This window comes from Reyranella sp., assembly GCF_965279465.1.
Taxonomy (GTDB): domain Bacteria; phylum Pseudomonadota; class Alphaproteobacteria; order Reyranellales; family Reyranellaceae; genus Reyranella.
This window is the reverse complement of record NZ_OZ257242.1, coordinates 1,377,948-1,391,739: the sequence shown is the minus strand read 5'-3', so window position 1 is coordinate 1,391,739 and position 13,792 is coordinate 1,377,948. Positions and strand designations below refer to the sequence as shown.

The following is a 13,792-nucleotide window of genomic DNA, read 5'->3' as shown; positions in this document are numbered from 1 at the left end:
CGCCAATAAGGCTTTCGGGAGGATTCCATGAGCGATGAACTGATCGCGGTCAGCGCCGAATGGGCCAAGCGCGCCTATGTCGACGACGCCAGGTACAAGAAGATGTACGAGGCCTCGGTGAAGGACCCGGCTCGGTTCTGGGGCGAGCACGGCAAGCGGGTCGACTGGATCAAGCCATACAGCGCCAACGCGGTGCGCGACGTTGACTATACTGGCGATGTCCGCATCCGCTGGTTCCATGACGGCGTGCTGAATGTGTCGGCGAATTGCGTCGACCGCCACCTCGCCAAACGCGCCGACCAGGTGGCGATCATCTGGGAAGGCGACGACCCGGCCAGGAGCAAGAAGATCACCTACCGCGAGCTGCACGCCGAAGTGAGCCGCATGGCCAACGCCCTGAAGGAACTCGGCGCGAAGAAGGGCGATCGCATCACGATCTACCTGCCGATGATTCCGGAGGCGGCCTACGCGATGCTGGCCTGCACGCGCATCGGCGCGATCCATTCAGTGGTGTTCGGGGGGTTCTCCCCGGATTCGCTCGCGAACCGGATCGTCGATTGCGAGAGCACGATCGTCGTCACCGCCGACGAGGGCCTGCGCGGCGGCAAGCCGGTGCCGCTGAAGGTCAACACCGACGAAGCGATCAAGAAGGCACCAGACGTCCGGAAGGTGCTCGTGGTCAAGCACACCGGCGGCAAGGTTGCCTGGGACGCCGGCCGCGACGTGTGGTGGCACGAGATCAGGGAGAAGGTCTCCGCCGACTGCCCGCCCGAGCCGATGGGAGCGGAGGATCCGCTGTTCATCCTCTACACCTCGGGCTCGACGGGTAAGCCCAAAGGGGTGCTGCACACGACGGGCGGCTATCTCGTCTTCGCCTCGATGACGCACCAATACGTCTTCGACTATCACGACGGCGACATCTACTGGTGCACCGCCGACGTGGGCTGGGTGACCGGCCACAGCTACATCGTCTACGGACCGCTGGCCAACGGCGCGACCACGCTGATGTTCGAAGGCGTGCCCAACTATCCCGACACCAGCCGCTTCTGGCAGGTAATCGACAAGCACCAGGTCAACATCTTCTACACCGCGCCGACGGCGATCCGCGCCCTGATGCGCGACGGCGAGGCGCCGGTGAAGAAGACCAGCCGCAAGAGCCTGCGGCTGCTGGGCTCGGTCGGCGAGCCGATCAATCCCGAGGCCTGGCTGTGGTATCACCGCGTGGTCGGTGACCACCGCTGCCCGATCGTCGATACCTGGTGGCAGACCGAGACCGGCGGCATCCTGATCACGCCGCTGCCCGGCGCGACGGCGCTCAAGCCCGGCTCGGCGACCCGGCCGTTCTTCGGCGTCACCCCGGTAATGGTCGATGCCGAGGGCAAGGAGCTGCAGGGCGCCTGCTCGGGCAATCTCTGCCTGATCAATTCCTGGCCCGGCCAGATGCGCACGGTCTATGGCGACCACCAGCGCTTCATCGACACCTACTTCAGGACCTACCCCGGCATGTACTTCACCGGAGACGGCGCGCGGCGCGACGAGGACGGCTATTACTGGATCACCGGCCGTGTCGACGACGTGATCAACGTCTCGGGCCATCGCATCGGAACCGCCGAGGTCGAGAGCGCGCTGGTCGGCAACACCAAGGTCGCCGAGGCCGCCGTGGTCGGCTACCCGCACGACATCAAGGGTCAGGGCATCTATGCCTATGTCACGCTCAAGGCCGGCCAGACGCCGTCCGAGGAGCTGCGCAAGGAGCTCAACGCCTGGGTGCGCAAGGAGATCGGGCCGATCGCCACGCCCGACGTGATTCAGTGGGCTCCCGGCCTGCCCAAGACCCGCTCGGGCAAGATCATGCGCCGCATCCTGCGCAAGATCGCCGAGAACGATTTCGGCCATCTCGGCGACACGTCCACACTCGCCGATCCCATGGTCGTCGACGACCTGGTTAAGAACAGAGGCCAATGAACCCCACCATCCAGCAGCTTGCGTCCGACCTCGCGGCCGGCCGCACCACCTCGCGCAAGCTCACCGAAGATGCGCTCCAACGCATCGCTGATCCGGCGGGCGAAGGTTCACGGACCTTCATCAAGGTCTACAGGGAGCAGGCGCTCGCCGCGGCCGATGCCAGCGACTCGCTGCGCAAGGCGGGGATCGTGCCGGGGCCGCTCGCCGGCATCCCGGTGTCGATCAAGAACCTGTGCGACGTTGCGGGCGAGACGACGCTGTCCGGCTCCCGGGCGCTCGACGACGCGCAGCCCGCCTTGCAGGACGCCCCCGTCGTGGCGCGGCTGCGCGCGGCCGGCGCTGTGATCGTCGGCAGCACCAACATGAGCGAGTTCGCCTTCTCGGGCGTGGGCTTCAATCCGCACTACGGCACGCCAGGCAACCCCGCCGACCGCAAGCGCGTGCCGGGCGGCTCCTCCGCAGGCGCCGCGGTTTCGGTCGCCGACCGGATGGCCGTGGCCGCCCTCGGCACCGACACTGGCGGCTCGGTGCGCATTCCGGCCGCCGTCTGCGGCATCGTCGGCTTCAAGCCGACCGCACGCCGCGTTCCAATCGACGGCGTGGTGCCCCTCTCGACCTCACTCGATTCCATCGGCCCTCTCGCCAACTCGGTCGAATGCTGCGCCATCGTCGACGCCGTGTTTGCGGCCGAGCCGATCGTCGTGCCCGAGCCCGTGCCGCTGGCCGGCCTGCGCTTCGGCGTGCCCCGGCAGTTCGTGATGGACGAGCTCGATCCGGTGGTCGAGACCGCCTTCGAGCGCGCCTGCAGGGCCCTCGTCGCCAAGGGCGTCGCGGTCGAGCACGTCGACCTGCCGCAGCTCAACGAGCTGCCGGCGATCAATGCCAAGGGCGGGTTCGCCGCATCCGAGGCCTTCGCCTGGCATCAGAAGCTGATCGCCCGGCGCGGCAAGGACTACGACCAGCTTGTCTATCCACGCATCATGCGCGGCAAGGAGATGAGCGCGGCCGACTACATCGATCTCCTCGCGGCACGCGCCGACCTGATCAAGCGCGTCTCGGCGATCACGGCGAACTACGATGCCGTCATCATGCCAACCTGCGCCGTCACCGCGCCGACGCTGGACGAGGTCTCGACGCCTGAAGGCTTCACGAAGAAGAACATGCTGCTGCTGCGCAACACCACGGTCGGCAACTTCCTCGATCGCTGCGCCGTCAGCCTGCCCTGCCACGCCGCCGGCGAGCTGCCGGTCGGCTTCATGCTGATGGGCGAGGCCATGGCCGACAAACGCGTGCTGGGCATGGCGCGCAGCGTGGCGCCCGTGGTCGGCGGCTGACCGGTCGATTGCACACTCCAGGCGAGAGGATTACGCTCGCGCGTCCTGACCTCGGAGGCGAGCATGAGTTCTCATCGCAGTCCTTCAGAAGTACGCGCAGGTCTGAAGCATCCCATCATCGACGCTGACGGCCACTGGATCGAATACAATCCGGTGTTCGCGGAACGTATGCGCAAGCTCGCGGGCGACAAGGCGGCCGACGGCTTCCTGGCCTCGCAGCGGCGTATCCCCGACGCGCTGAAGCTCTCGATTGCCGAGCGCAAGCAGCGCGGCATCGCCATGGAGGGTTACTGGACGCGGCAGACCACCAACACCCGCGACCGCGCCACCGCCATGCTGCCGCGCCTGCTCTACGACCGGCTCGACGAGCTTGGCATCGATTTCGGCATCATCTATCCGACCGCCGGGTTGAGCGTGCCGCGCATCGCGGACGACGCGACGCGTCGCGCCGTCTGCCGGGGCTTCAACCTCGTCACCGCCGAGTACTTCGACAAGCTCGGCGATCGCCTGACGCCGGCCGCGGTGATCCCGATGTTCACGCCCGAGGAGGCGATCGAGGAGCTCGAGTTCTGCGTCAAGCAGCTCGGCACCAAGGTCGCCATGTTCGGCAACGCCGCCCGCCGCATGGCAAAGGCCAAGGACATTGATTCCGACCTGAGCCGCCACACCGTGACCTACGAGCGGTTCGGTATCGACAGCGACCATGACTACGATCCGGTCTGGCAGAAGTGCCGCGAGCTCGGCATTGCGCCCACCTTCCACGCCGGCGGGCGCGGCTTCGGCCTGCGCAATTCGCCCAGCAACTTCACCTACAACCACATCGGCCACTTCGCCGCCGCCGGCCATGCCATCGCCAAGGGCCTGTTCCTGGGCGGCGTGACGCGGCGCTTCCCCGACATCAACTTCGCTTTCCTCGAAGGCGGGGTAGGCTGGGGCTGCCAGCTGTTCGCCGACTTGATCGAGCACTGGGAGAGGCGCGGCGCCAAGGGCATCGCCTACATGGATCCCAAGAAGCTCGACCGCAAGCTGCTGCGCAGCCTGGTCGAGAAGTACGGTCACAGCGACATGGCCGCCGAACTCGACAAGCGCGACGGCTGGCCGGCGCGCGACGAGGACGAGCCGACCGGGGGCGTGCCGGTGCTCGACGACTTCGCCGCCTGCAACATCACGCGCAAGGAGGACTGGGTCGATCTGTACGCCCGGCCGTACTTCTTCGGTTGCGAGGCCGACGATCGCATGAACGTCACCGCCTTCGGCCGCGCCAATCCGTTCGGCGCGCGCATCAACGCGGTGTTTAGCTCCGACATCGGCCATTTCGACGTGCCGGACATGCTGAACCCTGTGCCCGAGGCTCACGAGCTGGTCGAGGACGGGCTGATCACCGACGGCGACTTCCGCGACTTCACCTTCGCCAATGCCGTGCGGCTATGGGGCACGCAAAATCCGCACTTCTTCGAAGGAACGCGGGTCGCCAAGGAGGCTGCCGCCGTCCTCGCCGCGACGGCGCCGGTGCGCGCCGCTGCAGAGTAATCTACACAAACACCACTGTGCAGAATTGCAGCCTCGCTGCTATTCTATACAGCATGAAAGTGAAGCAGCAAGTCCGGGAGCTTTTTCCAACGCCGCTGTGGGTGCTCGACATCCCGCCGTCGGATGCCGCACCCTTCAATGCAAAGCTGCGCGACGAGATCGAGAAGATCATCTCGCCACGCCCCAACGTGCCGAGCGGCAGCAACTGGCAGACGCCGCACGACCTGCATACACGGCCGGCTTTCGCCGACTTCACGAAACTGGTCGAGATCTCGGCGCGCAGCGTCGCCCAGTTCCTGAATGTCGAGCGCTATCCGATGATGATCACCGGCTGCTGGGCCAACATCAATCCGCCCAGCGCCTATCACCCGACGCACAATCATCCGAATAACTACCTGAGCGGTGTCTACTACGTTGCCGTTCCCGAGGCGGGCCCGGACCTCATATTCCAGGATCCACGCCCATCCCTGATCATGCCATGGACCGGCAAGCTCAGTCCTCTCACCGCCAATGCTTCAGCCGAGCAGGCGGTGCCGGGCCGCATGATTATCTTCCCCTCCTGGCTCCGGCACCATGTCCCCTCCAACGAGGGCACGAGCGAGCGCATCAGCATCTCATTCAATCTCATGTTCAGGAACTTCGCCGAGACCGCCGCCAGCCCACGCTGGAAAGCAACGGCGGGCCAGGAATAGCGGCGGCGTCAGCCGCCGTACTGCAGCAGCGCCTCTCCGTTCTTTTTGAGCCAGGCCTGCGGCGGCTCCATCGGCCCGTCGCACAGGGCACGGGCCTGTGCCCAGAAGCGGGCGCTGTGGTTCATATGGACGAGGTGCGCGACTTCGTGCGCCACGAGATAGTCGAGCACCTCGGGCGGCGCGAACACCAGCCGCCAGGAGAACGACAGGCTGCCGTCGGGGCCGCAGCTTCCCCAGCGCGACCGGCCGTCGCGCAGGCTGATCTTCTTCACGAGCCGCTGCACGCGCCCGGCCTTGGCGTGGACCAGCGGGACCAGACGTCGCCGCAGCTCCGCCGTCAGCCAATCGCGCAGGCGGCGCGGCAGATACTCGGCGCGGCCGGCGACATGGATCTCCTGCGCCTCGAGCCAGACCGTACCGCGCGCGTCGGGCCGGTGGCGGATGCGATGCGCCACGCCGAACAGCGGCACCTCCGCGCCGTCGAGGAAGGGCTGGCGCGCCGGCAGGCGCTTGAGGCGGGCGGCGATCCAGCCGGCCTGCGCTTCCGCAAAGCCCACGGCCATGGCGCGCGACAGGCGCAGCGGTGCGGTGAGGACGATCCGACGCCGGGCCGAATCGACGCGCAGCGACACGCGCCGCGCCCGCGCGCTGCGCAGGAACGTCACCGGCAGCTCGGAATCGGCATGAACGATAGAGAGCTGCTCGGGTTCGGGCAGGAACAACGGCACGGCGGAATCATACGGCATTCGTCTGCCAACGCTACCAACGATATATTCAACAGACGCGGCGCAAGCGCCTACCATCGCCACCATGACTACCATCGATTTCCACTCCGACTCCAATCGCGGCACCTATGCCCGGCGCAAGGCCGACACCGGCTGGGCCGACGCCATGACCACGATCGTCAATCCCGTCGGCAAGCGCGTCGCCGATATCGGCTGCGGCGGCGGGATCTATTCGCAGGCCTGGCACGAGCTCGGCGTATCCGATGTCGTCGGTGTGGATTTCTCGGCGCAGATGGTGGCCGATGCGCGCGAGGAGATAGCCGGGTTGAAAGGCCTCGCCTTCCAGCAGGGCGATGCGGCAGACACCGGCCTCGCGCCAGCAAGCCGCAGCATCGTTTTCGCGCGCGCCTTGATCCATCATCTCGATAACTACGAACCGACCTTCACCGAGGCGCGGCGCGTTCTCGTGACCGGCGGCCGCCTGATCGTGCAGGACCGCACGCCGAGCGATGTCGCGCTGCCCGGAAGCCCGAGGCATCTCCGCGGCTGGTTCTTCGCACGCTTTCCCAGGTTGCTGGAGATCGAGAGGGGTAGGCGGCCGACATCCGATGCGGTGAAGCACGCCATGCGAGCGGCCGGTTTTCGCGCCGTCCAGACCCGGCACCTGTGGGAGGTGCGCCGGACCTACGCCACTGTCGAGGATCTCGAACGCGACCTCGCGGCGCGCACCGGCCGCTCGATCCTGCACGCCCTCGACGACGATGAGCTGCGTGATCTCATCGCCTTCATCCGTGAGCGTATCGGTGCACCGCCGATCATCGAGAAGGATCGCTGGACCATCTGGAGCGCCACGGCCTGATTGCTTTCCTTTGGCACGCGAATCGCACACCATGCACGCGGGGTCGAATGGAGAGCGGTATGATCGGTCGGCGGACGTGTGCGGGGGTCGTGGCCGCGCTGGGCCTGTTCCTTGCGGGAACGGCAGAGGCCCAATCGGTGCTGCGCGTGGCGCCCGAGACCCTGTCGCGTATCCTCGATCCGCATTTTACCACGTCCTTCACGACGCGTGATTTCGGCTACCTGGTGTTCGACACGCTGTTCGCGGTCGACAACCACTTCGAGCCCAAGCCGCAGATGGTCGAGCGCTATGCGCTGAGCGACGACAAGCTCACCTACACGTTCGTGCTGCGTCCCGGCCTGAAATGGCACGACGGCCAGCCGGTGACGGCCGCCGACTGCGTCGCTTCGATCCGCCGCTGGGCCTCGCGCGATCCGATGGGTCAGACCCTCACGAAGTTCACCGCCTCGCTCGAAGCGACCGACGACGGCACCATCAAGCTGGTGCTGAAGGAGCCCTACGGGCTGGTGCTCGACAGCCTCGCGAAGATCGGCGCGCCGGTGCCGTTCATGATGCCCGAGAGGATCGCCAAAACACCAGGCAACGAGCAGGTGAAGGAGATCGTCGGCTCGGGGCCCTACAAGTTCCGCGCCGACCTGCACGAGCCCGGCGTGAAGATCGTGCTCGAGAAGTTCGCCGACTATCGGCCGCGGCCCGAGCCGCCGGTCTGGGCGTCCGGCGGCAAGGTCGCTAAAATCGAGCGCATCGAGATGCTGGGCATGCCCGACGCACAGACCCAGGTCAGCGCCCTGATCAAGGGCGAGGTCGATTATCTCGAGCGCGTGCCGGCCGACATCCTCGAGTTGATCGACGCCAAGTCGGGCGCCAAGGCCGAGGTGGTAGGCGACTTCGGCTTCCAGGCGATCATGCGCATGAACCAACTGCAGCCGCCGTTCGACAATGTGAAGGTGCGCCAGGCGATCGCGCACGCCGTCGACCGCTCGCTCTATGCCGCAGTGGTCGCCGGCGATCCGCAATTCGCGTCGGCCTGTCCGGCCGTCTTCGGCTGCGGCATGCCGTACGAGAGCCGCGAGGGTGTGCCGGCCTACGACGTCACCCTGGCCAAGGCGATGCTCAAGGAAGCAAACGTCGATTTCTCCAAGCCGATCGTGATGCTCCACGTCGCCAACGCGCCCGGCATCGCGGCGCTGGGCAACGTGACGCGCCAGGTGCTGGTCGATCTCGGCTTCAAGGTCGACATGCAGGCAATGGACTTCCAGACCTTCGCCACCCGCCGGCTCAATACCAAGCCGGCGAGCGAGGGCGGCTGGAACATCGCCCACACCACCAACACCGTGCCCGACCAGGGCAACCCGCTCAGCAATCCGTTCCTGGTGGCGACTGGCCATCCGACGGCGGCCTGGGGCTGGCCGACCGATCCGAAGACCGAGGAGCTGCGCTTCAAGTTCGCGACGGCCGACAACATGGGCACGCGCAAGCTGCTCGCCAGCGAGATCCAGGTCCGCGCCTACGAACAAGTCCTCTACGTTCCGCTCGGTCAGTTCACCACGCCGTCGGCGTGGCGCAACAATCTCCAGGGCGTGCTGAAGTCGCCGGTCATGCTGCTCTACAACATCGAGAAGAAGTGATGGCGGATACTTTGGTGAAGAGGGCGGTTTCCGACGATTACCTGCGGCGCATCCCCAAGGCCGAGCTGCACTGCCATTTGGCCGGCACCTTGCGGGCAACGACCGTGGCCGAGCTCGCCAAGCGCGCCGGCCTGCCGTTGCCGCGGCCGGCAGACAAGCTTTACCAATGGCCGGATTTCAACGGATTCCTCGAGATACTGCGCCTCACTGCGTCGGTGCTCCGCACGCCTGAGGACTTCAGCCGGGCGGTCTACGAATACTGCGAGGATGCCAAGCGCGACGGCAACCTGCGTCACGTCGAGTTCTTCTTCAATCCCGACTATTTCTATCCCAACGGCATCGACTATCCGTCGATGGTGGCGGGCATGGCCGATGGGGTCGAGCGCGTTGCCCGAACCCTCGGCATCTCTGCCCGGCTGATCTGCTGCATCGATCGGTCGATCAACTCCCCGGCGCAAGCCGTCGAGATCGTCGAGACGGCGATTGCGCACCGACATGAGCTGGTGGTCGGGATCGGATTGGACGGCAACGAGGGTGTGGGCCCTCCCGCGATCTTCGCCGAAGCCTACGCCTTGGCCCGCAAGGCGGGGCTGCGCTGCACGGCGCATTGCTGCGAAGACTACCTGACACCCCTCGAAGCGCCGCCGACCAACTACCTGATCTGCCGCGACGTGCTGCGGTGCGACCGCATCGACCACGGCTACAATATGCTGGCGTCGGACTTCGTGATGAACGAGGCACGCAAGGACGGCCTGTACTTCACGCCCTGCGCCTGGACCAGCCTGCTCCATAACCGCCCGCACCGGCCGCAGCGCATCCGGCGCATGGTCGAGGCCGGGCTCAACGTCACGATCAACACCGACGACCCGGCGATGTTCGGAACCAACCTCGGCCACGGCTTCACGACGCTGTTCAACACGATCGGCTGGGGGCCGGACATGGCCCGCAAGTTCAGCCTGAACTCGGTCGACGGCTCATGGCTCGACGAGAGTGCGAAGAGCGCGCTGCGGATGGCCTTCCGCAAGGAGATCGCCGCGCTGGACAAGGAGTTCGGCTACGCGACAGCAGAGCCGACGGTGTGATGTCCCGTCATGCCGCCCTGGGAAGGCGCTCCATCGCGTCGATCATCGTGTGGGACAGCATGCCGTAGACAGAGGTCCAGGCCGCCTTCACCTCGGGTGTGAAGGCAGGGCCCAGGCCCTGCTCCAGGGTCCAGAGCAGCGCGGCGCCGACCGACGCGAAATGTGCGGCGGTAACACCGTATCCCGCATGCCGCTCGCCGAGCGCCTGGACGACCGGGATCAGCGCGTCGAGCCGATCGAGGGTGCCGACAGCGGCGCCCAGCATCTGCATAAGCTTCTTCTTCTGTCCCGCCATGTCCTCGGGGAAAAGGCGGCGGACATCCGGCGCGATCTCGAACAGTCGGCCGTAGAACAGATCGGCCGCTCTGGGAGCGATCGGGGCGACCTTGGCGAAGCTCGTCTGCACGAGCATGATTTCCTGCGGTGTCATGGGTAGCGGCTTACGCGCCGCCCGCTGCCGGGGCATTTCTGCACCGGCCCGAATTACTACGTGTGTTGCACGGCATCTTATTCCTCTCTCCGATATGGAGAGAGGTCGGGTGCGAGGGGTAGAGGGCGCGCCGCCTACTCGGCCGCGACGCCGAGACCGATCGGGCAGCTCACGCCGGTGCCGCCGAGGCCGCAATAGCCGCCGGGGTTCTTGGCGAGATATTGCTGGTGATAGTCCTCGGCATAGAAGAACTGCGGCGCGTCGATGATCTCGGTCGTGATCGCAGCCATGCCATGCTTGGCCAATTCCTTCTGGAACATGGCCTTCGAAGCCTCGGCCGCCTTCTTCTGCTCCGGCGAGAAGGTGTAGATGCCCGAACGGTACTGCGTGCCGACATCGTTGCCCTGGCGCATGCCCTGGGTCGGGTCGTGGCCTTCCCAGAACACCTTGAGCAGGGTCTCGTACGAGGTCTTCTTCGGGTCGAACCACACCATCACCACCTCGTTGTGGCCGGTGTAGCCCGAGCAGACTTCCTCGTAGGTCGGGTTGGGCGTCATGCCGGCGGCATAGCCGACGGCGGTCGAATAGACGCCCGGGACCTTCCAGAACATGCGCTCGGCGCCCCAGAAGCAGCCCAGCCCGAACATCGCCTGCTCGAGGCCGGCCGGAAACGGTCCCTGGATGCGGTTGCCATTGACGAAATGCTCCGCCGGCACGGCGAAGGCGGGCTTGGCGCGGCCCGGCAGGGCTCGATCGGCGGTCGGCATCTCAGCTTTCTTGCGAAGCATCTGCCACATGACGCAGCTCCTGATCTTTGGTGTCCCGCCAATATGGCCCTAGAGTGCCCCCAAATCGAGGGGGAGTGTGCCGTGGCGATCTTTTTCATCTGCGCCGGCCTGATCGGCGTCCTGGCGGTCCTGCTGACCCTCCATGTCGGCCGCGTGCGTACCCAAAAGAAGATCTTCCTGGGCGACGGCGGCGACGCGGAAATGGTCGCGGCGATCCGTGCCCACGGCAACCTGATTGAGTTCGCGCCGCTCTGCCTGCTCATCATCTGGCTGCTGCATGGGCCCTACGGCCACCGCACGATCGCCGTCATGGGCATCGTCCTGCTGGTCGCCCGCGTACTGCATGCCGGCGGCATGCTCGGTCTGATCCCGATGGGAAGGTTGTTGGGGGCCGCCGGCACAACGGTCCTGCTCGCCGTCGCCTCGATCATGCTCGCGCTGGCGGGTATCCGGGCGCTCTGATCGGGGGTCCGGCCATGGGCGAGCCGGTCTCCGTCCCGCTCTGGCTGTTCCTGGCCATCGTGGCCTTCGCGCTGTGGTCGCTGCTCGATCGGCTGCTGATCCCGAGCGCGCGTTGGTTCCTGCGCCGCCGCCTCAACCGCCTGATCGACCGCGTCAACCGGCGGCTCGATGTCGAGATCAAGCCGTTCCAGCTCACCAAGCGGCAAGTGCTGATCGACCGGCTGGTCTACGACCCGCAAGTCGTGGCCGCCGCAAACGAGCACGCGCGCACCGCCAACTTGCCGCGCGAAGTCGCGATGGCGGAGGTCCAGCGCTACGCGCGCGAGATCGTGCCGACCTTCAACGCCTATATCTACTTCCGCATCGGCTATTCGCTGGCCCGCACCGTCGCCCAGTTCTTCTATCGCGTGCGACTGGGCTTCGCCGACGAGAAAACCCTGGCTGGCGTGGCGCCCGGTACGACGGTGGTGTTCGTCATGAACCACCGCAGCAACATGGATTACGTGCTGGTCGCCTTCCTGGCGGCGGAGCGCACGGCGCTGTCCTACGCCGTCGGCGAATGGGCCCGCATCTGGCCACTGCAGCAGCTGATCCGCTCGATGGGCGCCTATTTCGTGCGCCGCAACTCGAATAGTCCGATCTATCGCCGGGTGCTGGAACGTTATGTCCATATGGCGACCGAAGCTGGCGTGGCGCAGGCGATGTATCCCGAAGGCGGCCTGTCGCGCGACGGGAAGCTGCGCGAGCCCAAGCTCGGCCTCTACGACTACATGCTGAAGTCGTTCGATCCGCAGGGCGCGCACGACATTGTCTTCGTACCGGTGGCGCTGAACTACGACCGCGTGCTGGAGGATCGCACGCTGCTCCGCTCGCTCGACCGCGAGCTGCCGCGGCGCGGCGTCTGGTTCGCCGCGCACACGACCCTGCGGTTCTGGCTCGGCCAGTTCGGCCTGATGCTGCGCAGCCGCTGGTACCGCTTCGGTTACGCCTGCGTGAACTTCGGCCGGCCGGTCTCGGCGCGCGACTGGCTGGCCGCCCACGGCGGCGACCTGCGCCCTCTCGACAAGGATCGCCGCTTCGAGGTCATCGGTCGGCTTGCCGCCGACGTGATGGCGGAAGTGGCGCGCCTGGTGCCGGTGCTGCCGGTGTCACTGATCGCCACCGTGCTGATCGACGCCGAGGCGCCGGTCGACGAGCTCGAGCTCAAGGTGCGGGCCGGCAGGCTGATGGCGCATTTCGAATGTAACGGTGCGCGGCTATATGTGCCGCGCGGGGATCGCGACTACGCCATCCATGTCGGCCTGCGCATGCTGGCGCTGCGCAACCTCGTCGAGGAGCGTGACGGTTTGTTCACGATGGTGGCGGCGGAGCGGCCATTGCTCGCCTACTATGCCAATTCGGTGGCACACTTGCGCTCTCGATGCTGAACAAGCTCTGGCAGATCTTCCTGACGTCGTTCTACGGCTTCTTCACCCACCGGCTGTCGACGTCGGCCGCGGCGATGGCCTTCTACACGATGTTCGCGCTCGGCCCGATCATGATCTTCAGCATCGCGATCGCCGAGCCGTTCGTCGGCAAGCTGATGGCGCAGCAGGCGATCTTCGACGCGCTGAGCACGCTTATCGCACCCGAGCACCTCAAGGGCATCCAGCGCTTCGCCTCGGAGGACCTGTTCCGCGGCGGCGGCCTCGCCGCGCTCGCCGGCGCGGCCGTGCTGCTCTACACCGGCAGCCGCGTGTTCGTGGAGCTCGACGATGCGTTCGACGTGATCTGGCGCGACGCCAGCCCGCGCCGGCTCCATCCGGTGCTGGCCGGCCTGCTATCGCGGCTGCTTGCGCTGGTGATGATGGTGCTGCTCGGCGTGCTGCTGATCGCGGTCATCGTGACCAGCGTTGCCCTGTCGGCCTATGCCGGCGCCCTGCAAGCCTTCCCGGTGCTCGGCCAATGGATCGGCCCGGCGATCTCGAGCTTCACCCACTACGGCATCCTCACCGGCTTCTTCACCTTGATCTACAAGTGGCTGCCGACCGGCGGCGTGCCGTGGCGCTTCGCGCTGGTCAGCGGCGCGGTCAACTCGCTGCTGTTCGCACTCGGCAACCGGGCACTGGTCTACTACTTCGAGGTGACGCAGATCACCTCGGCATTCGGGGCTACTGCCGGCTTCGCGGCGATCATGGTATGGATGTATTGGACCTCGCTCACCATCCTGATCGGTGCCCAAGTCGGCCGCGCGACGCGCGACGTGATCATGAACCCTTCGGGAGAGCGGATTGAAGTGCCGGAGGACAAGATCTAGA

The 13,792-nt window shown here is 66.3% G+C and carries 13 protein-coding genes; 10 read left to right on the top strand and 3 right to left on the bottom strand.

Annotated features, from left to right (window positions below):
* Positions 1-27: 27 nt before the first annotated feature.
* The 4 genes from acs (at position 28) to ACQY8M_RS06715 (ending at position 5,521) form a co-directional block, all read left to right on the top strand.
* The gene (gene acs / locus ACQY8M_RS06730; protein WP_428670141.1) at positions 28-1,965 is read left to right on the top strand and encodes an acetate--CoA ligase; all 1,938 of its coding nucleotides are present in this window, start codon (positions 28-30) and stop codon (positions 1,963-1,965) included.
* The gene (locus tag ACQY8M_RS06725; RefSeq protein ID WP_428670139.1) at positions 1,962-3,299 is read left to right on the top strand and encodes an amidase; all 1,338 of its coding nucleotides are present in this window, start codon (positions 1,962-1,964) and stop codon (positions 3,297-3,299) included. Before acs ends, ACQY8M_RS06725 begins: the two co-directional genes overlap by 4 nt.
* A 63-nt stretch (positions 3,300-3,362) precedes the next feature.
* Positions 3,363-4,829, top strand: a complete 1,467-nt coding sequence (locus ACQY8M_RS06720; protein ID WP_428670137.1) for an amidohydrolase family protein — start codon at positions 3,363-3,365, stop codon at positions 4,827-4,829.
* 59 nt (positions 4,830-4,888) lie between these two features.
* The gene (locus ACQY8M_RS06715) at positions 4,889-5,521 is read left to right on the top strand and encodes a TIGR02466 family protein (protein ID WP_428670135.1); all 633 of its coding nucleotides are present in this window, start codon (positions 4,889-4,891) and stop codon (positions 5,519-5,521) included.
* An 8-nt stretch (positions 5,522-5,529) separates the two neighbouring features.
* On the opposite strand, the gene ACQY8M_RS06710 is transcribed toward ACQY8M_RS06715, so the two are convergent.
* A complete protein-coding gene (locus ACQY8M_RS06710; protein WP_428670133.1) occupies positions 5,530-6,267 on the bottom strand; it encodes a M48 family metallopeptidase in 738 nt (245 codons plus the stop codon).
* A gap of 64 nt (positions 6,268-6,331) precedes the next feature.
* On the opposite strand from ACQY8M_RS06710, the gene ACQY8M_RS06705 reads away from it, so the two are divergent.
* From ACQY8M_RS06705 to add, 3 genes are read left to right on the top strand one after another with little or no spacing between them, the layout of a single operon-like run.
* Positions 6,332-7,105, top strand: a complete 774-nt coding sequence (locus ACQY8M_RS06705) for a class I SAM-dependent methyltransferase (RefSeq protein WP_428670131.1) — start codon at positions 6,332-6,334, stop codon at positions 7,103-7,105.
* 59 nt (positions 7,106-7,164) lie between these two features.
* Positions 7,165-8,733, top strand: coding sequence for an ABC transporter substrate-binding protein (locus tag ACQY8M_RS06700; protein WP_428670129.1), 1,569 nt, complete (start codon positions 7,165-7,167; stop codon positions 8,731-8,733).
* On the top strand, positions 8,733-9,815 hold the full coding sequence (gene add, locus ACQY8M_RS06695; protein WP_428670127.1) for an adenosine deaminase: 1,083 nt from the start codon (positions 8,733-8,735) through the stop codon (positions 9,813-9,815). The genes ACQY8M_RS06700 and add overlap by 1 nt, the downstream gene beginning before the upstream one ends.
* 7 nt (positions 9,816-9,822) lie before the next feature.
* On the opposite strand, the gene ACQY8M_RS06690 is transcribed toward add, so the two are convergent.
* Both ACQY8M_RS06690 and msrA read right to left on the bottom strand, forming a co-directional pair.
* Positions 9,823-10,245, bottom strand: coding sequence for a globin family protein (locus ACQY8M_RS06690; RefSeq protein ID WP_428670125.1), 423 nt, complete (start codon positions 10,243-10,245; stop codon positions 9,823-9,825).
* Between the two features lie 134 nt (positions 10,246-10,379).
* Complete coding sequence (gene msrA / locus ACQY8M_RS06685; RefSeq protein ID WP_428670123.1) at positions 10,380-11,042, bottom strand: peptide-methionine (S)-S-oxide reductase MsrA; 663 nt, start codon at positions 11,040-11,042, stop codon at positions 10,380-10,382.
* A 72-nt stretch (positions 11,043-11,114) separates the two neighbouring features.
* Here msrA and ACQY8M_RS06680 point away from each other — a divergent pair, with 72 nt between their 5' ends.
* From ACQY8M_RS06680 to ACQY8M_RS06670, 3 genes are read left to right on the top strand one after another with little or no spacing between them, the layout of a single operon-like run.
* Positions 11,115-11,495, top strand: coding sequence for an MAPEG family protein (locus ACQY8M_RS06680; protein WP_428670122.1), 381 nt, complete (start codon positions 11,115-11,117; stop codon positions 11,493-11,495).
* 14 nt (positions 11,496-11,509) lie between these two features.
* Positions 11,510-12,922 (top strand): 1-acyl-sn-glycerol-3-phosphate acyltransferase, encoded by a 1,413-nt coding sequence (locus ACQY8M_RS06675; protein ID WP_428670121.1) that lies wholly within the window; start codon positions 11,510-11,512, stop codon positions 12,920-12,922.
* Entirely contained in the window at positions 12,916-13,791 is an 876-nt protein-coding gene (locus ACQY8M_RS06670; RefSeq protein ID WP_428670119.1) for a YihY/virulence factor BrkB family protein, read from the top strand. The genes ACQY8M_RS06675 and ACQY8M_RS06670 overlap by 7 nt, the downstream gene beginning before the upstream one ends.
* The last annotated feature ends 1 nt before the right edge of the window (position 13,792 follow it).